Genomic DNA, 21,222 nt, shown 5'->3' with positions numbered 1-21,222 from the left:
GTAAAAAAGTACAAAAAGTAAGTTTCATATATCAAATAAATTGGATTTTCCTTGGCAGTTACACAAGAAAAGACTACATTTGTCATCAAGAAAACGACACAATGTTAGTTTAACTAAAAACATATACTATGGAAGTCCAGAAAATAATGCAAGACCTGGAAATGAAGCATCCGGGCGAAAAAGAGTACTTACAAGCCGTAAGAGAAGTGTTGGAATCAATTCAAGACACTTACAATCAGCATCCTGAGTTTGAGAAAGCCAAGATTGTTGAAAGAATGGTAGAACCTGAGCGTATCATCACATTCCGTGTAACATGGGTTGACGATAAAGGTGAGGTACAGAACAACCTCGGTTACCGCGTTCAGTTCAACAGCGCTATCGGCCCGTACAAAGGCGGTTTGCGTTTCCACCCGGCTGTAAACGTATCTATGCTTAAATTCTTAGGCTTCGAGCAGACATTCAAGAATGCATTGACCACTCTGCCTATGGGTGGCGGTAAAGGTGGTTCTGATTTCAACCCGGTAGGCAAGTCTGACGCTGAAATCATGCGTTTCTGCCAGGCATTCATGCTCGAACTTTGGAAGAACATCGGTCCTGACACAGATATTCCTGCAGGTGACGTTGGTGTTGGCGGACGTGAAATCGGTTTCTTGTACGGAATGTACAAAAAGCTCGCTCGCGAATACAACACAGGTGTGTTAACAGGTAAGGGTGCTACATGGGGCGGTTCTATCCTTCGTCCTGAGGCAACCGGTTTCGGTGCTCTCTACTTCACACAGCACTTGCTCCACAAGGCTGGCAAAGACATCAAGGGTCTGACAATTGCATTGTCTGGATTCGGTAACGTAGCATGGGGTGCTGCAACAAAGGCTGTTGAACTCGGTGCAAAAGTTATCGCAATATCTGGTCCGGACGGCGTATGCGAGATACCTGAAGGCATCACAAAGGACATGATCGACTACATGTTGGTAATGCGCGCTTCTAACCGCAACCAGGTTTCTATGATGGCAGACAAATTCCCTGGCAAGGCTATATTCACTCCTGGAAAGAAAGCATGGTCTGTTAAGTGTGACCTCGCACTTCCTTGCGCATTCCAGAACGAGCTGAACGGTGACGACGCTAAAGAACTTATCGCTAACGGTACATGGTGCTGCTGCGAGGTATCTAACATGGGATGTACACCTGAAGCTATCCACGAATTCCAGTCTAACGGCATACTGTTCGCTCCTGGTAAGGCTGTTAACGCAGGTGGTGTTGCAACATCTGGTCTTGAAATGACACAGAACGCAGCTCACTTAGGATGGGCAGCTGAAGAGGTTGACGCTAAGCTCCACTTCATCATGAAGAGCATACACGAGGCTTGTGTTAAATATGGTACACAGCCCGACGGCACTATCGACTACGTTAAGGGTGCTAACATCGCAGGTTTCATGAAGGTGGCTCAGGCTATGCTCGAGCAGGGTATTATCTAATACCTTAGAGATATAAGTGATAAACAGAATAATTCTCATAATTACATTTTTATGGCTTGGCCATACTTTTCTCCCGGCACAGGAGAAAGGTATGGCCAGCTATTATTCTAACCGTCTGCATGGACGGAGGATGAGCGACGGCACAAGATACCACAGAGACAGCCTCATCTGCGCCCACAAGAAATACGAACTGGGCACCATGCTGAAGGTTACAAACATTAAAAACGGCAAAAGCGTTGTCGTGAGAGTGGCCGACAGATGCAGCGGTCACCGCATTATCGACCTGTCATACGCCGCGGCAAAGGAGATAGGCATAATCAGAGCTGGCGTGGCCATGGTCAGGGTGGAAAAATATGAAGAGGAGAAGGGCGTTCCGTTCAGAAACGAGAAAAAGATTGAGCTGCCCGAACTTGACTATGAGATAACGGAGAAGGACGACGACTTCACGCCGGAATGGATGAGAAACAGCACAGAGCAAAGCAAGACGAACAGCAAGAAAGGCAAAGAACACAAAGGCAAGGAGCCAAAAGACAAGAAACATAAGGAAAACAAGAAGCATAAAGAACATAAGGAACATAACAAGAAGAACAAAAAACAATAGTCTGACTTATGTGTCCCGTATGCATAACGCGTGGCTTACACGACAAAACTCACAACGCATACGCAACAGAAAAAGTTTTTCAAAGAGAAACGTCACTCATCACATCTGCACGTAACACATTCGTATTCAACAACATATAGTGTGACGAGTTGCATTCTCAACTCATCACAACTCATCACATATTAATATTTTCAGCCACAATATGGTATAACCGAACACGCAGCAATACAGCAATATGTGCATACCGGCATACATCAAGCACAAAAATGCATGCCTTAAATTTCACAATAATATTCTATTCATCGAATAACAGAGCCAACCCTCAACAGCTGCCTGCTTAACCGAAGAGATTTCACTCAAAATCAAACACTCTATTTGGGCTTTATCAAGATATACCCTGTTTAAGTTCTTAAAATTTAGGAGAGGACATACAGGACCAAATCAGATAAAGAGACATGCCGTGATGAGTTGTCTTTTCAACTCGTCACACTATAACTGACTACATAACAGCAGGTTATGGCCGTTTGTGACGAGTGACGTTTCTTTTACAAAAAATTTTTTGTTTACCCCGACCCTGCCGCCATTAAGTGGCATACATCATGCCGTTACTTGTCAAGATATGCCTAACCACAATCCAAAAGGGCACCTTTCATAATGCAAAACACGGCATATGAGAACACAAAAGACGGTGTTTTACAATGTAAATCATAGCGTTCTGCATAATATAATTTTCAAGACAATGAGTTAACGTTTTGGCGTTTTCCCTGAATAAGACCATCATAATGTTAAAATATTTAAACCAAGCAACTATTATTTTCACTTTTATTTGGTTTATATTATAAACTGCTTTATATTTGCAATATATCCGGATAAAACTCGTGAAGCCACAGCTGCAGAGTGACTGAAACGAGTGTGAGAACTGTAAATGAAGTTTATAACAGTTAAAACCTATTCCTATGAAAAAGGCGATATTAAACACTGCTATGCTGGCCATAGCACTTATGGCCACAGCAACCGCCTCGGCACAAAGAGACATGCAGCTCACCGTAAGCAACATACCGAACGACAAGGGGCAGATACTTGTAGCCACGAAGAGCGGACAATGGGCTAAGGTTAAAGCCGAGAAAGGCAAGATTGAAACCATCATAAAGGACGTGCCCGACGGGAAGGGCACCATATATGTCTTTCATGACGAGAACGGCAACGGACAACTCGACGAGAAGGACAATATACCAATGGAATACTGCGCCTTCGGAGACTATGAACTGAGCGAAAGCAACAGCAAGGTAGACATCGAGCTTATATATGTCCCCGACAAGATGAAGGGACATGACAGGCAGGCAGACTGACCGGCTGACAACCTCCTAACACCGGCCACTAAAAACGGGCCGGTGCCGGAGATTATACAATATTAAGAACAACAAAATTAAATTTGAAATGGACAATAACGAAAAACTCTCGGCTGAACGCAGCCTCAAGATAATAAGCGAGGCCATTGAGCAAAGCCGCACCGACATAATGCGCAACGCCGGAATGCCGATGATATTCTGGGGCATACTCACATGCATAACATCTGTGGCTGTGTGTTATTTATGGCAGACGACGGACAATCCGTCATGGAATGCACTTTGGTTCCTGATGGCCGTCATTGGATGGAGCGTTACGGCAGCAAAGAGCCGCAAGGACAAGAAAAAGCCTACAAACTTCTTCAGCAGAGTGCTCAAAATATCATGGATATCTTTCGGTCTGTTTGCACTCATAGCAGCCGTCATAGGCACGCTTTCGTTTGACAGCACGGTATATATGGTCAAGCTGCCTATAACGACAGTGCTGATACTTCTGCTTGGGCTAACGGGGCTGATTACGGGCCTTGTGCTCCGCCACACCTTCATAACCGCATTCTCCGTGGCATCAGTGGTGCCAGCCAACTTTGCACTTATGTATCCCGGCCCGTATGAATCGCTTGCAATATGCCTTACATCACTTTTCATTCTGGTGATACCCGGAATAATCATTAACCGACAATATAAAAAATAACGATATGGAAACGGAAGAAAACAAGAAGCTTTCAGCAGAACACAGTATCGAGATTATACGCGAAACTATTGAGCAAAGCCGAAAAGTAATTACACGCAACTGCGCAATAACTCTTCTGACATGGGGCATTCTTATATGCGTAACGGCAACCGTTATAGGATTGTTGTGGAGCTACACAAACTCTTATTACTGCAATCTCGGATGGATTGTGATGGTCTTCATCGGGCTGATAATCAACCACAAAATGATTATAGAAGAAGAAACTGCCGGTGTACCAAAATCATTCATAAACGACATCACAAAAAATATATGGAGAACATTTGCAGTGGTAATATTCACTTCAACAGTGGCGAGTCAGGTTACCAATTTTGGAAATGACCCTATAGCCCAAGAACTGCCGATATCTGCCACAATAAACATCTGCATGACTTTTGCAGCCATAATGACCGGCATCGTGCTGAAAAGCGAGATGATATCGCTGTTCGCCTGCAGTGGTTCATATGCCAGCATAAAAGCAGCCCTTGATTGTAACGGACCGGAAGAGATGGCGGCCGTTATCTTTGGCGGAATGCTGATGATGGTTATACCAGGGGCTATCGCATTATACAGGAACAGAAAGCCCAAAGGCAGACAGAACGAAGCAAAATTGAACGAGAAAGAACAATAACAGAAAAGCAAGAATGTTTAAACCACTTGACCCGCTGCTGCACAGCGAACTGCGACTGGCCGTCATGTCGATACTGATGAGCGTAGACGAAGCCGACTTCGTTTATCTGAAAGAACAGACCAGGGCCACGGCAGGCAACCTGAGCGTGCAGCTTGACAAACTAAGCAACGCAGGATATATTGAGATCCAAAAGGGATTTCAAGGCAAGAAGCCGCGCACAACGTGCCGCATAACCGATAAGGGACTGAAGGCCTTTGAGGACTATGTAGAGGCGCTGAGAAGCTATATCTCACCGCAATAGGCGCCTGGCACATACTGCAAAACGAAATAAAGCCACAGAACCATAAATACGCCCGAACACAATATATTCAGACAAACAACAAAAAAATGGGGAGCCAGCCAAAGCCGGTTCCCCATAAACTTTATTATTGGCAATATTATTTCTCTAATGTTGCAACAACTTCAATCTCAACAAGAGCGCCTTTAGGCAGAGTCTTAACGGCAACAGCAGAACGTGCCGGGAACGGCTCCTTGAAGAATGTAGCGTAAACCTCGTTCATGGCAGCGAAGTTGTCCATGTCTGAAAGGAATACTGTTGTCTTAACAACATGTGTAAGGTCTATACCAGCCTCAGCCAATACGTTGGTAACGTTTGTGAGCGACTGCTTTGTCTGCTCCTTGATACCGCCTTCTGCAAATTCACCTGTTGCAGGGTCGATTGGCACCTGACCTGATGCGAATACGAATCCGCCGGCTACGATAGCCTGGCTGTAAGGACCTAAAGCCTTAGGAGCTTTGTCTGAATGTAGTGCTTTCATTTCTCTTTAATTTTAAAAATTTTATTGTTATTATTGTCTTATTGCTTTAATTGTTCTGCATGACACACCATACGCATAAGCAACTGCCGCGCCATGACTGTACACACGCCGCCGGAAGGCTGACTATTTAAGTTTGAAGCCCTTTGACTTCAGGCTCTCCTTAATCTCCTCCACATGCTCGTGGTTACGTGTCTCAATCTTTACGCTCAGCTCACATGCATTGATCTTCTTGCTGTATGCGCTGCGCTCATGATATACGCTAAGCACATTGCCGCCCATGCCTGCGATAACGCCGTTGACCTCATAGAGCTGTCCGGGTTTGTCGTCAAGCTCCATTGATATTGTGCATATACGGCCGCCCTTCTCCAGACCGCGGTTGATAACACGGTTAAGAATAGTAACGTCGATGTTTCCGCCACTGACAAGACAGATGGTCTTCTTGCCCTTGATAGGCACCTTGTTGAACATAGCAGCCGCAACGCTTACAGCTCCTGCTCCTTCGGCAACGATCTTCTCCTCTTCAAGCAGACGCAGAATTGCTGCGCATATCTCGTCTTCAGACACGGTGCAGATATCGTCAACATACTTTGAGCAGATGTCGTAAGTAAGGTCGCCAGGAGTCTTAACGGCAATACCGTCGGCAACAGTAGACACCTGAGGCAATGTTATAGCCTGTTTCTGCTTGATGCTCTCATACATGCTGGGAGCACCGGCAGCCTGAACGCCATAAATCTCTATTTTAGGATTGAGCGACTTCATGGCGTATGCCACACCACTGATCAGACCGCCACCGCCGATAGGCACGACAACTGCCTGAACATCAGGAAGCTGCTCGAGCAGTTCTAGACCTATTGTGCCTTGTCCTGCTATCACGTGTTCGTCGTTGAACGGATGAACGAAGGTGTAACCCATCTCGTCGCGCAACTGCATTGCACGCTGATATGCATCATCGTAAACACCGGGCACGAGACAAATCTCGGCACCGAGACGACGCGTAGCCTCAACCTTGCTGATAGGCGCGCCTTCAGGAAGACAGATGAGCGACTTGATGCCGTGTGACGTAGCACCGAGAGCCACGCCCTGGGCATGGTTGCCGGCTGAGCAGGCCACAACGCCGCGCTTCTTTTCTTCCTCTGTAAGCTGAGATATTTTGTAATAAGCTCCGCGGATCTTGAACGAACCTGTTATCTGAAGGTTCTCCGGTTTCAGATATATATCACTTTCCGGATTAAGCTTAGGAGCTCTGACAAGGTCAGTACGTCTTAATATTTCACCAAGCACATACCGCGCTCTGTAAAGATCATCTAAATTGAACATAATATTAAATTTAACAGATTTTGGTAACACAAAATTACAACATTTTTTCGTAGCCGACGAATATCGTCCTATTTATTTTCACCTATTTAACATAATGTCCCGTACCAATGGAAAAACAAAAAGGAACGTCATCTGTTTTCAAAAAGGACAAAACTTGCATAAATGCAACATGCATGATTTCATTGTTTGTGCAAATCATAATAAATGCTTACCTTTGCGCAAGTTAAAGCCTGTACAGATTTTTTACGGCGGCACAGCCGGCAAACAGTTTGACTGCGGTGTTTTAATAAAAAACTGCATGACTGACGCCTAAAGCCTAGTCTGCAATGACCGCATCGCACATGAATGTAACCGGCGTGCAGAAGATGAGCATTAACCGAAGAAAAACTCAAAAAAACATATAAGACATGAAATATATTCTGGCAATAGACTCGTTTAAGGGCTGCCTTACGTCATACGAAGCCGAAAAGGCAGTCAGCGAAGCTATAACTGACTACGACAACAGATTTCAGACAGAACTCATTCCTGTTTCTGACGGAGGCGAAGGCATGCTGAAAGCATTTGCCGGCGCACTAAAAGCAGATATCGTTACAACATCCGTACACGGCCCAATGATGCGGCTCACGGAGGCTGAGTATGGAATAACGGCCGATGGCACGGCTATAATAGAGACGGCACAGGCATGCGGACTGACGCTGGTAGACGAGGAGGAGCGCAACCCCATGCGCGCCACGTCGTATGGCGTAGGCGAACTGATAGCGTCGGCATTTAAGCGCGGATGCAGAAAGTTTATTGTAGGTCTGGGCGGGAGCGCCACAAGCGATGCGGGCATAGGCATGATGATGGCCATAACCGACAAGCTGGCACCTAGGGGCGGCCACTTTGACGACATTGCCGCAGAACTGCGCGACGGCTGCCGCTTCACTCTTGCTTCTGACGTAACCAATCCGCTCTACGGCCCCGACGGGGCTGCTGCAGTGTTCGGACCGCAGAAAGGGGCAACGCCCGACATGATTAAGATGCTCGACAGCCGCGCAATGAGATTTGCCGAAATATCAGCTCGCCACTTCGGCTACGACTTGTCCGACAGGCCCGGAGCAGGAGCAGCAGGCGGACTGGGCTATGCCTTCATGCAATATCTCGGAGCAGAGATGAAGGCGGGCGCCGAACTTATGCTCAGCCTGGCCGACTTCGGCAGCCGCCTGACCGAAGACTGCTGCGTAATAACGGGCGAGGGGCATGCCGACCGCCAGACGCTAATGGGCAAGATGCCTTATCACGTGATGAAGGCGGCAAAGGCTAAAGGTCTGCCGACATGGCTCATCGCCGGAAAAGTGGACGACCGACAGGCTCTGCTTGATGCCGGATTTACGCGTGTAGCGGCCGTAACGCCTGACGATGAAGACATAACCGAAGCGATGAAGAAAGACAACGCACGCAACAACATACGCAACGCCATACGCCTGCTGCTCGAAGAAGCCTCAACCGAGAAACAGGTATAAATATACAGCCGAAACAATATGACGTGAACAAGCATCATCTATAAAGGGCTTGATCAGACTCTTACGGATATGCCCTAAGCATTTTGACATACAGAAAATAAAACGGACAACAGTATAACGCGTTACTGTTGTCCGTTTTTTATGTCAATAATTTATTCCACATCAACATCATTATAAATCACTGATTTACATAGCTTTATAACGTACCACAAGCAATATCCCAATCACATTTTCTGTAGGGACGTATCCCAGGTACGCCCAAATAAAAGCAATGTCATCAACATAAAAACATTCTAAGCCGAAAGACGGATGCACCTCGGGTACGTCCTTATGTTTTGCTCTCCGTCCTTGAATAAATTCCGCTATCCGTTCAACCCTTACTACATTCCGACATGCTTGCTTACAAAGTTTCTCACCTTCCGTTCATATTCATACGGATAGTCGTGATACGACTTTGCGTGGGCGCAGCCCGGCGTGAGCCATATGTCATTATAGCGCAGCGTCTTGTCAGCCTTGTTTTCGTAAGCCGGATTCATGTTGTAGAGCGGAAGCACCATTGCCGACGGCACATAATCGTCAGACGTGCCGTGGATGTAGAACATAGGCGTGTGCTGCTTGCCCAACTGACTGAGCGGAGACGCCTCGCCGAACGTCCAGCCGTAGCGCAGCTTGCAGAGCAGGCTTGCCACATGAAGCACAGGAAAATCGGGCAGATGGAACTGGTCGCCGAGCTGACGGCTGAACTCGTCCCACACACTCGTGAAGCCGCAGTCTTCAACAAAACAGCAGATGCCGTCAGGAAGATTCTCGCCCGACACGTTCATCACCGTGGCGGCTCCCATCGACACGCCGTGGAGCACCATGCGCGGCTGATACGTGGTGCTGCGGAACATTCCGCGCGCAACATATATCCAGCGTATTATGTCCTTGCGGTCTTTCCACCCCATCTGTATGTCGTTGCCGTCGCTGAGTCCGTGGGCATGCAGGTCGGGCAGCAGTATGTTATACCCCATGCGTTCGTATATGCTTGCTATGGGCAGCATGCGTATAGAGCAGTCTTTATACCCGTGAACCAGTATGGCCGTGCGCCCCATTGAGCGTGGATTGCGCACGAAGAGGGCATGATGGCGCTCACCGCCGAGCGTTGTTATAAAGGTGTCGCGCAGCGCTCCGGCATGCTTCAGACTGTCGAGCCAGGGAGTTGTCCATGGATACTCTTGCCTCATCTGCTTATAAAACGCCGTGGTGTCCCTGCGTCCTTCATCGGGCTTCAGGGCATAGTCGAGCATAAACCAGCCGGCGCCGAACGTCAGCAAAACCAATGCGGCCACAACCGCAACAGAAATATAGGCAATCTTCTTTTTCTTCATCTGCTCTTTCCTCCTTATTTAAGCTCTGCCTGTGCCCTGCCCCACTCCGTGCAAGTCTCAGCGCCGGGCAGTTGCAATGTTAAACTCACTCACGTTAGACACCACGTTGCCGTTGCCCTGAACGGCATATATACGGAAACAGGCCGTGCCGTCCTTCAGTTTCCTGCCGCCCTTCACCATTGCCGTATATCTTACGCCCTTGCCCGGCACGATGCGCTCCACGTGTATGCTGTTCGACACGTATATGCGCTTGTTGCCTGTGGTCTCAACCACCATTGGCTGAACGTCATAGACCGTTGAGCCCGACACGTTGTAAATCTCGAATATCACCTTGCTCAGCTCGTCGCCGCTCAGCTTGTGGTCCTGATTGTCGTCAACAAAGCGTGCGTTGCGCACCTCCAGCGGCAGCCTGTCGTCCACCTTTGCCGGCGTACCAATCTCATCATACCGCGCCGACGGGACGACATGTTCCGGATGAGAGGCGGTGTAGTTGCCCGTATAGTCAGAGCCGTTGAAGTCGTAGAGCACATCGTCGCCGCTGTTTGTAGGGTCGAATCCGCTGTCTTCATATCCGCCGCCGTTATTCATATCGTCGTAGCTCCGGCTGTAATAGCTGTCATCGTAATACCTGTCGTAGCCGTCGTTTCCGGCTGTGGCAGCACGTCGGTGCTCGGCATACTTCTGCTCAAACCTTGCGTCTTCATATCGCTGATATTCCTGCTGCTGTTTGTCGGCCTGTGCGCCCAAGGCTCCGCCAACGGCAGCGCCTCCTGCCATGCCCACAAGCGTACCGATGTCGCTGCCGCGCGGTCCGCCTGCAATGCCTCCAATGGCAGATCCGAGCAGTGCGCCGAGCGTTGAACCGGCATAAGCTCCGGTGCCGGCACCTGTGGTGCAGCCCGCCACTATCATTGATGCGCACAAAAGCAATACACATGTTTTTTTCATAAATAACTCTCCTTCCGTTAAAGGTTCTGAACACGGCAGAACTCTGACAATGCCAATTTATAAGTCAGCTCCTGCGTTTTGCGCAGATATATAAGTTTTAAACATTACAAATTTACGGATTATTTTTAATAACGCAACGCTATAACTTCCTAAAAAACATAGGGAAATCCCTAAAATAATTGAAAATGGCGAATTGAGAATGGAAAAACAAAGTTCAGCGCAAGCCAATTATGATTTGTCTTGTTGGTAAAGCGCAGCAGTATTAAGGATTCGGTAAAATGATATTTATAATTCGTATTTGATGTATAAAAAAGTAATTGGATTGCCCAACTACGTTTAAGCAACCCAATTATGAATTATAAATTGTGAATTATGAATTAAAGTTTGTGTTCCGGCACGATGGCAAAATAAACCAGGTCGTCTGTGCCGTCGTTGAACATGGCGTGAGAGTGTCCCATCGGACAATAATGCACGTCGCCGGCCTTCACGTTCTCCGTGGTGTCGTCATAGCGGAAATGGCCTACGCCGCTGATTATGTAAACTATCTCACTATTGTTCTCGTGAGTGTGATATCCGCTTGAAGCTCCCGGCTTCAAGCGGCTCATCATTATTTTATTGGCAGAGTCAACAAAGTTGCGTGTGTCGAGCTGTCCTTCACCGCCCTTAAAGTTCATAACCGACTCTTCATTAATCTTCTCAAAATCAATAATCATACTTTTATTATTTTTATGTTCGTTATTTTTCTGTCTTATGCCAACAACAACGCCATTAGCCGCACGTCATTTATATAAAATGCTCCGTTAAGCCATAAAGCTCATCAGCCGCCTCTTTGGTCATATCTCCATAACAAGGCCAGGGCTTAGGGCACTTTTATGAAATACAAAGATACACAAAATCTCTGGAATATCCGCCGATTTGTTGCAGATTAACGCAACAGGATTTGATAATTAGGGAGTTAGAAGAAAAACACAGAAGTTGGGCAGACAGTTGAAAACCGTCTTAAAGCAAATTAAAGCAAAAAAATGGTTTCCGCTGTTCCAAGAGTTGGTGTACATGGAGAAATTTTGTCTTAAAGTCGGTTTCAACGAAAGGCAAATCACCACGCTCATCAGCGGCAAGCCGCTGTTCTACGAGGGCGAACTCTATTCGGAGGAACACAGGCGCAAGTTTAAGACTGAAAGGGCAGGTTTCCAAGTGGTGAAAGACCCGACAGACAAAGCTAAATTTGCGCTTGCCATCAACGGGCAACTGATTGGTGAGTGGTTCAAGGAGCAGTTTGACAAGTTGTCCTCGTCCATTAGGAGGACTGTTACACCGCACTGAAAGGGCAAAGGTTTTGGATTATAAATAATAACAACGGAAGGGTAGCAAGTTTGTGTTTCGGGCAGACCCAAACCGCTTGCAATACTCCCGTTGGTTGAAACGTCACTTTATTTGTGCTCTAATCCTGCTCAAGCTCGCTTGCGTGATGCCTAAATAGGTGGCGATACTTCCCAGCGGCAATCGCTGTAACAAATCAGGCTCTTTCTCCAATAGTTCCTTATACCGTTCCGAAGCGATAGCGGACAACATAGAAATCAGCCGTTCCTCAGTGGCAAGCAACTCCATCTCCGCATAACGCCGCCCCCAATTGGCGATGTGCAAGTCTTCCGAAAACAACTCTTTCAGTTTTTTCCTTTTCAATACATATAAGACGGAATCTTCCATCAGCTCCATTGTTTCATATCCCGGCTCGTCATTTACATAGCCTTTCATAGAAACAAGGGTTGCTCCCTCTTTGCCGACCCAAAAAGTAATTTCCTTCCCGTCCACCGAAGTATAGGCACGTACAATGCCTTGTCTAATGAAAAATATGTCTTTCTCCACCTTGCCGTTTTCCAATACTCGGAATCCTTTGGGATATGAAACTTCCGTCAGGCATTGCCACAACCTGTTCAAAGATGTGTCCGGCATGGCATATCTTTGGTTGATGATTTCCTTTATATCCATAGTTCATTTCTGTTGTCGGTGTGCAAAATTATAAAATAGCATACGGAAACGAGAATAAACAGCTGTTTTTTATCAAATGCAAAATCTGTTTTTGCCAAATGCAAAAAGTTGTTAGGGATTACTTGTTTATTTTTGCGCCCGAATTTAATAAATCATAGGTATGAATTGGATAATCTTATTATTGGCAGGATTGTTTGAGGTGAGCCTCACATTCTGTTTAGGGAAAACGAGAGCGGCATCAGGAGTTGAATTTTATTTGTGGGGAAGCGGTTTCCTTGCCTCTACCGTACTGAGCATGGCTTTGCTTGCCAAAGCGGTACAGACTTTGCCTTTGGGAACTGCGTACGCCATTTGGACGGGAATCGGAGCGATTGGTACGGTTTTGATTGGGATATTCGTTTTCAAGGAACCTGCCACTCCCATCCGGCTTTTCTTCCTCTTCACGCTCATTGCATCCTTGATAGGATTGAAAGTCGTGTCATACTGAAAGGAGGCGACAAATGAAGTATGAATTAAGAGAGAACCAAGGCATTCCGGTACCTCTGCTGGCTCTGATGGCAGTTGCTACCGGACTTTCCGTTGCCAACTGCTACTACAACCAGCCTTTGTTGGGTAGCATGGCAAAAGATTTCGCGGTAAACGACTTTTCTGCTAGCATGGTAGCGACATTGACACAGATAGGCTATGTGACCGGACTTGTGTTTGTCATCCCGCTTGGTGATTTGGTCTCACGAAAGAAGCTGATATTGACCAATTATATCATATCTTCGTGCGCCTTGCTTGCCATAGCCCTTGCCCCGAACATCTATTGGGTGTGGGGCGCATCATTGCTTGCCGGCACATCTTCGGTTATGCCGCAATTTTTCATTCCGTTAGTATCTTACTATTCACTCCCTGCGCACAAGGTGCGCAACGTAGGGATTATACAATCTTGCCTGCTCATAGGCATTCTTGGTTCACGGGTATTCAGTGGCTTTCTGGCTGACGTATGGGGATGGCGTTCCGTCTATTTTGTGGCTTGCTTGTTTATGCTCGGATGCTTCCTGATGATTCACAAGATGCTACCCACGCTGTCTACCTGTTCTCAAGAAAGTTATGCAGGGTTGATGAAATCTTTGTTGCGCCTGCTCTCCCAATACCCGTACTTACGTATCGCATCGCTGAGGGCGGCATTGGCTTATGGCTCGTTCTTCGCTTTGTGGAGTTGCCTTGCTTTTCGGATGAAACAGGAACCTTTTTTTGCTAGCGACGACATTATCGGAGCACTCGGTTTGTGTGGACTGGCAGGTGCATCCACGGTGGTTTTCATCAGCGGCTACGTCCAAAAATACGGTGCGAGGTTCTTCTCTATTGCCGGAGGATGCGTAGTGTTGGCAGCATGGATACTGGCATTTTGGGGGAATGACAGCTATTTGTGGATAATAATTGCTATCTTGCTGATTGATGCCGGTATGCAATGCATCCATTTGTCGAATCAGACCAGCGTAGTCGCCCTTGACGCATCTGCCATCAATCGTATCAATACCGTTTATATGACCATTTACTTTTTGGGTGGTTCTGCCGGTACATTCGTTTCCGGTCTGTCTTGGCAGCATTACGGGTGGACAGGTGTGGTTTGGACGGGAATCGCTTTTACCGTGGCTTCCTTGCTTGTTAATTGTTTCAAATCCAAAACTGCATAAGGAGGGGTACAAAAAACAAGCAGAAAGAATCATCCCCAATATTCTTTCAGTCTGAATATTTTTGTACTTTTACATCCGTAAGAGTTACCCAGGCAAGTAAAGCAATGCAGGCCACGGCAATTTGAACGGTTGCCAGGGCTTTACCCTGAAATGAGGCAATACTTCTAACTCTTTTGATTTCTGGTAGGTATATTCATATCACAGATTTACAGAAATTAGCCGTAACACACAAAACTTATTTTCATAAATAACATAATTATACACATTTAGCCGAGTTATCCACAGTAAGTGAAATCATCAACAATAAGCAAAAGCGCAGAATAATGAGCCGTGAGAGATTGCCAAAAAGCCGCATCCTTGAAAATAGGCTAAAAATCGTAACTTTTTCACACTCTTTTCCTTACAAGTACGACTGCATGACTATGATTAAAAGCATTTCATTAACCAATACAACCGCATTTAGTTTCAAACTGTTAGTGGCCGGTTTACGACCCGTAACTCGGCCACTTTTAATGCAAAAGTGGGCCACTTTTCACCCGTAAGTCATAGAGTAATTTCAGGTAAACAAATGACCGGCAATAATGCCGTCAGGCCACGGCCGTATGCAAGGCATAACATCACGCACAACTTTACACGAAACATAAACGCCGCAGCAAGGTGCCAAAGACAGATAACCGACACATTTATTAGGCACAAACGCGCTGACTTTGCGCAAAAAGATGTAACTTTACGGCGGATTAATCTTAAATTCAGAATATGGAAATAAAGAAATTTATCGAAGAAAACGAGTCGAGATTTCTCGACGAGCTGTTCAGCCTTATACGCATACCGAGCATAAGCTCGCAGAAAAGTCATAAACAGGACATGCTGGCATGCGCCGAACGCTGGCGCCAACTGCTGATAGAGGCTGGTGCCGACAGGGCCGAGGTGATGCCGAGCGACGGCAATCCGCTGGTGTTTGCAGAAAAGCACGTGAGCGACGATGCAAAGACAGTGCTGATATATGCCCACTACGACGTAATGCCGGCTGAGCCGCTGGAACTGTGGAAGAGCGAACCGTTTGAGCCGGTGATCAGAGACGGACATATATGGGCGCGCGGTGCCGACGACGATAAGGGGCAGGCCATGATTCAGGCTAAGGCGTTTGAATATATGGTTAAGGAAAAACTGCTTACTCACAACGTAAAGTTTATATTCGAGGGCGAAGAGGAAATAGGCTCACCGAGCCTCAATGCATTTATCAGCAAACATAAAGAGCTGCTCAAGGCAGACGTTATACTGGTGTCGGACACGAGTATGCTTGGTGCCGACCTGCCGTCGCTGACAACAGGACTGCGCGGTCTGGCTTATTGGGAGATTGAGGTAACAGGACCTAACCGCGACCTTCACTCGGGCCATTTCGGAGGAGCAGTGGCCAACCCGATAAACACTCTATGCGAAATGCTCGCCACCATTGTGGGCAAAGACGGCCGCATAACCATCCCCCACTTCTACGATGACGTGGAGGAAGTGCCGCAGGCTGAACGCGACATGATACATCAGATTCCGTTTGACGAAAAGAAATATATGGAGGCAATAGGCGTAAACGCACTGAAAGGCGAAGAAGGCTACTCTACGCTGGAGCGCAACAGCTGCCGCCCGTCGTTCGACATCTGCGGCATCTGGGGCGGATACACAGGCGAAGGCGCCAAGACAGTGCTACCGTCGAAGGCTTACGCCAAGGTGTCGTGCCGTCTTGTGCCTCATCAGCAGCACGAAAAGATATCAAAGCTGTTTGTAGACTACATCAACAGCATTGCGCCCGACTACGTAAAGGTGAAGGTTACGCCCATGCACGGCGGCGAGGGCTACGTGTGCCCGATAGACATGCCGGCATATAAGGCTGCCGAAAAGGGCTTTGAGAAGGCCTTCGGCAAGAAACCATTGGCAGTGCGCCGCGGCGGAAGCATACCTATCATAAGCGACTTTGAGCGCATACTGGGCGTAAAGACGGTACTGATGGGCTTCGGACTTGAGAGCAACGCCATCCACTCGCCCAACGAGAACATGCCGCTCGACATATTCCGCAAGGGTATAGAGGCCGTCATCGAATTCCACAAAAGATATGAATAGGAAATGACACTGCCCGATGCTGCACCGGCATGAAGACAGCAGAAAGCAGAAAAATCCAAATGTCTTGTTGATTGTGTTCAAAAGACATTTGGATTTTCTTTTTTTTACTCCCAATAAAATTTAAACAGAACTGAACTAATAATTGACTTTAAGGGTAAAGCAAGTATGTAAAAGATGCATCAGAATGTTTCGCTAAATAACTGAAAAACGTCGGCACGGCACATGGTTGATACCCCAGAACGCCATGCCGACTTGGCCCAAACCCGGTAGCCAGACCATTAAGTCAATAGAGTTCATGTATTATTCGTCAAATGAAGGTTGGGCCTAGGTATGAAGAAAACAAATTGATATAAATAAACTTATTCGCATCCTCCTCCAAGGGCGCTGTAAAGATTTACGATGGCTTCGCAGCGGCTATATATGTCTGACACTACGCTAAGGCGCGCATTGAGCAGCTCCTGACGAGCCGACAGAAGTTCGATATATGTGGCGTTGCCCGTGCGATAAAGGGCGTCAGATGTCTTTACGGTACGCTCAAGCTCGGCACACTGCTTGCTGTGACTGTCGAGACTGCGCTGGGCCGACTCTGCCGCATAGAGATAATTGTTCACCTCCTGACCGGCATCAAGCAGTGCCTGCTTATAGCTGAGCAAGGCTATCTGCTCCTCGTCCTTGGCAACACGCAGGTTTGACACCAGCTTGCCGCGGTTGAATATAGGCTGCGTGAGCGAAGCCAGAGCCGAGAGAATCCAGCTGCCGGGATCGGACACTATCTGTCCGGCCGAATTGGTCCAGCCTGCGCTGCCAGAAAGAGTGAGGCTGGGATAGAAAGCCGAACGGGCCTGATTGGTGGAATAATATGCAGTAGCAAGCGTCATCTCGGCCTGCACAACGTCAGGACGTCTTGACAGCAGACGCAGGGGCAAGCCAGCAGACAGGCTGTCGGGCATGCGCTGCCCGTCGAGCGTGCCCCTCTCTATGCGGCGCGACGTAGTGCCAATCAGGGTGCACAACGCATTTTCGGCCTCACGCTGCTGTCTCAGCAGGTCGTTGTATGACGCCTCGAGTTCATAAAGTCCTGCACGTGCCTGTGTCAGCGCGTTTTCGTTTTCTTCGCCTACCTTCAGCAGGGCCTCAATAGTGCGCACCTGCTCGCGCCACACATTAAGGGTAGACAGGCTTATCTCTATCTGGCTGTCAATGGAAAGCAGGGCATAATAGTCTATTGCTATCATGGCAATGAGCTTAGAGCGTACAGCCTGCTGATATGCTTTCTGCTGAAGGAGAGTGGCCTGACTGCTCTTCTTTGCATTACGGAGACTGCCGAACAGGTCGACTTCCCAACTGGCCTCTATGGGCAGTTCGTAGGTCTTTGCAGGCTTGCCGCCGTCGACAGAGCTCAGCGAGCCCTGAGGCGACAACGTGAGCGACGGCAGGAAGGCCAGCTTGGCGGCCTTGAGCTGTGCCTCAGCCTGGTCGACACGCAACAGGGCGGTAAGCATGTCGGTGTTGTTGCTCAGTCCGTAGCTGATAAGTTCCCTCAGATGCTCATCCTGAAAGAACTGCTGCCACGGCATGTCGCCCAGCGAGGTGGTGTCGGCCGAGGCAACAGAATCGGCCGACACGTCGCGGTAAAGGCTGTCAACCGGCAGGTTGCCGGGACGCTCATAGGTGCTGTAGATGCGGCAGCCGCTCATCAGCACGCCGCTCAAAATAAACAAAACAAGACTTATATTTTTCATAAACTTCTTTCATTTTTACGTTTACTCATCACCCGCTCTTCAACATACTGGAACACGATGAAGAAGGCCGGCGTTACGAACAGCAGCGCAACCGTGCCGATAACCATTCCTCCGACCACGCCTACACCGAGCGAGCGGTTGCCGTTGGCACCTACGCCTGAGGCGAACATAAGCGGAAGCATGCCGAACACCATCGTAAGAGCTGTCATAAGGATTGGGCGCAGACGAACGGCGGCAGCACTCATGGCAGCCTGAGTGAGCGTCATGCCCGACTTGCGGCGCTCTGTGGCATACTCGGTAACGAGGATGGCCGTCTTAGACAGCAGTCCGATGAGCATGATGAGACCTGTTTGGAGATATATGTTGTTTTCGAGTCCCCACATGCGGGCAAAGAGGAAACTTCCTGCCAGACCGAACGGCACAGACATGATGACGGCCATAGGCACAAACAGGCTCTCGTAAAGTGCACACAATATAAGATAGATGAAGAGCACGCAGATGCAATAGATGATAACGGTGTCGTGCGAACCGGCCATCTGTGCCTCCTCGCGCGTCATGCCGGAATATTCGTAGCCATAGCCCGTGGGCAGTGTGCGTGCAGCCACCTCTGTTACGGCATTGATGACGTCGCCCGAACTGTAGCCGTCGGCCGGCATGCCCTGCACGTTGATGGCAGAGAAGAGGTTGAACCTGGTGAGCGACTCGGAACCATAGGTCTTGCTGAGCTTGACAAACTGGCTGACAGGAGCCATGCCTCCCGTAGTTTTTACATATATGTTGTCGAGCGACTGCATGCTGTTGCGGCTGTCGGAAGGAGCCTGGATGATGACGCGGTAGAGCTTGGTGAAACGGTTGAAGTTAGAGGCATATATGCTTCCGAAGTATCCCGACAGCGTGTTGATGACATCCTGCGTGGTTATGCCGGCACGCTGACACTGGGCTTCGTCTATGTCGACCCTGTACTGCGGGAATTTGGAACTGAACGACGTGTATGCCATCTTTATCTCCGGCCGCTTGTTAAGCTCTGCCAGGAAATCGTCGGTTACCTTACTCAAGGCATCAATGCCCTTGCCGCTGCGGTCTTGTATGTAAAGCTCAAAACTGTTACCCGTACCGTAGCCCGATATCATAGGCGGCGAGAACACGAATATGGTTGCGTTCTTGATGTGTGCCGTGCGGCGGTAGATCTCGTTGCTTATGGCATCAACACTGCTTTCGTCGCCCTTGCGTTCGTCCCAGTGCTTCAGCTTGACGATGAACATACCGTGAGACGAGCCACTGCCCGAACCCATGCCGAAGCCGGCAACCTTGTTGAAGTTCTCTATCTGAGGTATGTCTTTCAGCTCTTTCTCCACCTGTCCCATAATCTCGGCAGTTTCGGCGAGAGTGCTTCCTGCCGGTGCATCGAGACTCACGAAGATTGACCCGGTGTCCTCAGACGGCACAAGACCGGTCTTTGTGGTAGACATAAGATAGAACAGGAGCACAACGACAAAACCAAGCGACGCCCATGCCACCCACTTGCGCTTGACAAAGAACTTGACACCCGACTTGTACTTCTGCACGATGCGGCGGAACGACGAGTCGAACGCCATGCGGAAGCGCGTGGAGAAGCCCGGCTTGCGGCCTTCTATTATTTCTTCGTTCGGACGCAGTATAAGAGCACACAGGGCCGGCGACAGCGTAAGGGCGTTGATGGCAGATATACCAACGGCAACGGCCATTGTTACGCCGAACTGTGTGTAGAATATGCCCGACGTGCCGCCCATGAACGACACCGGAACAAACACCGCCATGAACACGAGTGTTGAAGTTACGATGGCTGATGAAATACCGTTCATGGCGTCAACGGCTGCCTTGTATGGCGAGCGGTAGCCTTCGTCAAAGCGGGTCTGCACGGCCTCGACCACGATTATGGCATCGTCGACAATCGTACCGATGGCAAGCACAAGGGCAAAGAGCGTCAGCAGGTTGATGCTGAAGCCTGCCACATAAAGGGCCGCAAACGTTCCGATGAGCGACACGAAGATGCTTATGGTTGGAATAAGCGTTGAGCGCGGGTTCTGCAAGAACACGTACACTACGAGCACCACAAGGATGATGGCCTCGATGAGCGTCTTAATAACCTCATTGATAGAGGCATCAAGGAAGTTCTTGGTGCTCATAAGCTCTACCACCTCGACATCCTCGGGCAGTGTCTCCTTGAGTTCTTCAAGATATTTGTTTATACTGGTAATTATCTCGTTGGCGTTGGTGCCTGCTGTCTGGTTTATCATGCAGGTCGTACCGGGCGAACCGTTCACAGAGCCGGTGTATGTATAGCTCTGAGAGCCGAGCTCAACCTTGGCTATGTCGCTGAGCCTGACCACGCGGCCGTCGTCGAACGCCTTGATTACGATATTCTCAAATTCTTTTTCCTTTTCAAGGCGTCCGCGATACTTCAGCGTATACTGGTAGACATTCTTTGAGTCTTCGCCTATTGATCCGATTGACGCCTCAATGTTCTGGCTCGACAATGCAGCCTCTACATCGGCCGGCTCAAGCTCATACTGCGCCATGACGTCGGGCTTTAGCCATATGCGCATGGCATAGTCGCCTCCCATGACGTTCACCTCGCCCACGCCTGAAATACGCTGCAGCTGCGGCTTTACGTTAATGTTTAGATAGTTGGTAAGAAAGGTCTCGTCGTAGGTGCCCTTAGGACTGTAAAGGCCGAATATCATAAGCATGCTGCTCTGCCTCTTCATCGTGGTAACACCCACCTTTGTCACTTCGGCAGGAAGCAGCGACGTTGCCGTAGACACCTTGTTCTGCACGTTGACGGCAGCCATGTCGGGGTCGGTGCCCTGCTTGAAATACACTGTGATCTCGGCGCTGCCGGTGTTGCTGGCCGTTGAGGTCATATAGGTCATGTTTTCCACGCCGTTGATGGCTTCCTCCAAGGGCACGATGACGCTCTTCTGCA

Annotated in this window: 18 protein-coding genes and 1 pseudogene; 11 read left to right on the top strand and 8 right to left on the bottom strand. The window is 48.5% G+C overall.

Annotated elements, in window-relative coordinates:
• Nucleotides 1-128 precede the first annotated feature (128 nt).
• The 6 genes from gdhA to QVO66_RS09330 all read left to right on the top strand — a co-directional run bounded on the left by gdhA (nt 129) and on the right by QVO66_RS09330 (nt 5,078).
• Nucleotides 129-1,472 carry an NADP-specific glutamate dehydrogenase gene (gene gdhA / locus QVO66_RS09355; RefSeq protein WP_021855223.1) on the top strand — a complete coding sequence of 448 codons (1,344 nt, stop codon included), beginning with the start codon at nt 129-131 and terminating at the stop codon, nt 1,470-1,472.
• A 16-nt stretch (nt 1,473-1,488) separates the two neighbouring features.
• A complete protein-coding gene (locus tag QVO66_RS09350; protein WP_125105558.1) occupies nt 1,489-2,073 on the top strand; it encodes a septal ring lytic transglycosylase RlpA family protein in 585 nt (194 codons plus the stop codon).
• Nucleotides 2,074-3,029: 956 nt separating this feature from the next.
• A complete protein-coding gene (locus tag QVO66_RS09345; RefSeq protein WP_021855220.1) occupies nt 3,030-3,422 on the top strand; it encodes a DUF2141 domain-containing protein in 393 nt (130 codons plus the stop codon).
• Between the two features lie 88 nt (nt 3,423-3,510).
• The gene (locus QVO66_RS09340) at nt 3,511-4,110 is read left to right on the top strand and encodes a hypothetical protein (protein WP_021855219.1); all 600 of its coding nucleotides are present in this window, start codon (nt 3,511-3,513) and stop codon (nt 4,108-4,110) included.
• A gap of 4 nt (nt 4,111-4,114) precedes the next feature.
• Nucleotides 4,115-4,777, top strand: coding sequence for a hypothetical protein (locus tag QVO66_RS09335; RefSeq protein ID WP_021855218.1), 663 nt, complete (start codon nt 4,115-4,117; stop codon nt 4,775-4,777).
• Between the two features lie 13 nt (nt 4,778-4,790).
• Complete coding sequence (locus tag QVO66_RS09330) at nt 4,791-5,078, top strand: winged helix-turn-helix domain-containing protein (RefSeq protein WP_021855217.1); 288 nt, start codon at nt 4,791-4,793, stop codon at nt 5,076-5,078.
• Between the two features lie 136 nt (nt 5,079-5,214).
• Here the strand turns inward: QVO66_RS09330 and QVO66_RS09325 are convergent, their stop codons facing one another.
• Both QVO66_RS09325 and ilvA read right to left on the bottom strand, forming a co-directional pair.
• On the bottom strand, nt 5,215-5,595 hold the full coding sequence (locus tag QVO66_RS09325; RefSeq protein WP_021855215.1) for a RidA family protein: 381 nt from the start codon (nt 5,593-5,595) through the stop codon (nt 5,215-5,217).
• A gap of 123 nt (nt 5,596-5,718) precedes the next feature.
• Nucleotides 5,719-6,912 carry a threonine ammonia-lyase gene (gene ilvA, locus QVO66_RS09320; protein WP_021855214.1) on the bottom strand — a complete coding sequence of 398 codons (1,194 nt, stop codon included), beginning with the start codon at nt 6,910-6,912 and terminating at the stop codon, nt 5,719-5,721.
• Nucleotides 6,913-7,319: 407 nt separating this feature from the next.
• On the opposite strand from ilvA, the gene QVO66_RS09315 reads away from it, so the two are divergent.
• Nucleotides 7,320-8,414, top strand: a complete 1,095-nt coding sequence (locus QVO66_RS09315; protein ID WP_021855212.1) for a glycerate kinase family protein — start codon at nt 7,320-7,322, stop codon at nt 8,412-8,414.
• A 380-nt stretch (nt 8,415-8,794) separates the two neighbouring features.
• Here QVO66_RS09315 and QVO66_RS09310 read toward each other — a convergent pair whose 3' ends face one another.
• The 3 genes from QVO66_RS09310 to QVO66_RS09300 form a co-directional block, all read right to left on the bottom strand.
• The gene (locus tag QVO66_RS09310; RefSeq protein ID WP_021855211.1) at nt 8,795-9,784 is read right to left on the bottom strand and encodes an alpha/beta hydrolase; all 990 of its coding nucleotides are present in this window, start codon (nt 9,782-9,784) and stop codon (nt 8,795-8,797) included.
• Nucleotides 9,785-9,841: 57 nt separating this feature from the next.
• A complete protein-coding gene (locus QVO66_RS09305) occupies nt 9,842-10,732 on the bottom strand; it encodes a hypothetical protein (protein ID WP_288172779.1) in 891 nt (296 codons plus the stop codon).
• A 377-nt stretch (nt 10,733-11,109) separates the two neighbouring features.
• Nucleotides 11,110-11,445 (bottom strand): cupin domain-containing protein, encoded by a 336-nt coding sequence (locus tag QVO66_RS09300; RefSeq protein ID WP_021855209.1) that lies wholly within the window; start codon nt 11,443-11,445, stop codon nt 11,110-11,112.
• Between the two features lie 274 nt (nt 11,446-11,719).
• Between QVO66_RS09300 and QVO66_RS09295 the strand changes: the two are divergent.
• A pseudogene (locus QVO66_RS09295) lies at nt 11,720-12,055 on the top strand (MobV family relaxase); the annotation flags it as partial.
• Nucleotides 12,056-12,157: 102 nt separating this feature from the next.
• Here the strand turns inward: QVO66_RS09295 and QVO66_RS09290 are convergent.
• On the bottom strand, nt 12,158-12,721 hold the full coding sequence (locus tag QVO66_RS09290; protein WP_021855207.1) for a Crp/Fnr family transcriptional regulator: 564 nt from the start codon (nt 12,719-12,721) through the stop codon (nt 12,158-12,160).
• Nucleotides 12,722-12,881: 160 nt separating this feature from the next.
• On the opposite strand from QVO66_RS09290, the gene QVO66_RS09285 reads away from it, so the two are divergent.
• From QVO66_RS09285 to QVO66_RS09275, 3 genes are all read left to right on the top strand, one after another.
• Nucleotides 12,882-13,208: a DMT family transporter gene (locus QVO66_RS09285; RefSeq protein WP_021855206.1), complete on the top strand. Its 327-nt coding sequence runs from the start codon at nt 12,882-12,884 to the stop codon at nt 13,206-13,208.
• A 13-nt stretch (nt 13,209-13,221) separates the two neighbouring features.
• Nucleotides 13,222-14,403, top strand: a complete 1,182-nt coding sequence (locus QVO66_RS09280) for an MFS transporter (RefSeq protein WP_021855205.1) — start codon at nt 13,222-13,224, stop codon at nt 14,401-14,403.
• Between the two features lie 756 nt (nt 14,404-15,159).
• Complete coding sequence (locus QVO66_RS09275; RefSeq protein WP_021855203.1) at nt 15,160-16,515, top strand: dipeptidase; 1,356 nt, start codon at nt 15,160-15,162, stop codon at nt 16,513-16,515.
• 359 nt (nt 16,516-16,874) lie between these two features.
• On the opposite strand, the gene QVO66_RS09270 is transcribed toward QVO66_RS09275, so the two are convergent.
• Nucleotides 16,875-18,257: an efflux transporter outer membrane subunit gene (locus QVO66_RS09270; protein WP_021855202.1), complete on the bottom strand. Its 1,383-nt coding sequence runs from the start codon at nt 18,255-18,257 to the stop codon at nt 16,875-16,877.
• A partial coding sequence (locus QVO66_RS09265) for an efflux RND transporter permease subunit (RefSeq protein ID WP_288172777.1) occupies nt 18,254-21,222 on the bottom strand: 2,969 nt, incomplete at its 5' end. The genes QVO66_RS09265 and QVO66_RS09270, both read right to left, overlap by 4 nt.

It is taken from the genome of Prevotella sp. CAG:255 (assembly GCF_000431195.1).
GTDB lineage: Bacteria > Bacteroidota > Bacteroidia > Bacteroidales > Bacteroidaceae > Prevotella > Prevotella rara.
Note: the sequence above shows the minus strand (reverse complement) of the source record. Positions and strands in the feature narration are given on the sequence as shown.

Bases quoted from the DNA above. Each gene is read 5' to 3' on its own strand.
- gdhA (WP_021855223.1), top strand. From the start codon at position 129: ATGGAAGTCCAGAAAATAATGCAAGACCTGGAAATGAAGCATCCGGGC.
- QVO66_RS09345 (WP_021855220.1), top strand. From the start codon at position 3,030: ATGAAAAAGGCGATATTAAACACTGCTATGCTGGCCATAGCACTTATG.
- QVO66_RS09340 (WP_021855219.1), top strand. From the start codon at position 3,511: ATGGACAATAACGAAAAACTCTCGGCTGAACGCAGCCTCAAGATAATA.
- QVO66_RS09335 (WP_021855218.1), top strand. From the start codon at position 4,115: ATGGAAACGGAAGAAAACAAGAAGCTTTCAGCAGAACACAGTATCGAG.
- QVO66_RS09330 (WP_021855217.1), top strand. From the start codon at position 4,791: ATGTTTAAACCACTTGACCCGCTGCTGCACAGCGAACTGCGACTGGCC.
- QVO66_RS09325 (WP_021855215.1), bottom strand. From the start codon at position 5,595: ATGAAAGCACTACATTCAGACAAAGCTCCTAAGGCTTTAGGTCCTTAC.
- ilvA (WP_021855214.1), bottom strand. From the start codon at position 6,912: ATGTTCAATTTAGATGATCTTTACAGAGCGCGGTATGTGCTTGGTGAA.
- QVO66_RS09315 (WP_021855212.1), top strand. From the start codon at position 7,320: ATGAAATATATTCTGGCAATAGACTCGTTTAAGGGCTGCCTTACGTCA.
- QVO66_RS09310 (WP_021855211.1), bottom strand. From the start codon at position 9,784: ATGAAGAAAAAGAAGATTGCCTATATTTCTGTTGCGGTTGTGGCCGCA.
- QVO66_RS09305 (WP_288172779.1), bottom strand. From the start codon at position 10,732: ATGAAAAAAACATGTGTATTGCTTTTGTGCGCATCAATGATAGTGGCG.
- QVO66_RS09300 (WP_021855209.1), bottom strand. From the start codon at position 11,445: ATGATTATTGATTTTGAGAAGATTAATGAAGAGTCGGTTATGAACTTT.
- QVO66_RS09290 (WP_021855207.1), bottom strand. From the start codon at position 12,721: ATGGATATAAAGGAAATCATCAACCAAAGATATGCCATGCCGGACACA.
- QVO66_RS09285 (WP_021855206.1), top strand. From the start codon at position 12,882: ATGAATTGGATAATCTTATTATTGGCAGGATTGTTTGAGGTGAGCCTC.
- QVO66_RS09280 (WP_021855205.1), top strand. From the start codon at position 13,222: ATGAAGTATGAATTAAGAGAGAACCAAGGCATTCCGGTACCTCTGCTG.
- QVO66_RS09275 (WP_021855203.1), top strand. From the start codon at position 15,160: ATGGAAATAAAGAAATTTATCGAAGAAAACGAGTCGAGATTTCTCGAC.
- QVO66_RS09270 (WP_021855202.1), bottom strand. From the start codon at position 18,257: ATGAAAAATATAAGTCTTGTTTTGTTTATTTTGAGCGGCGTGCTGATG.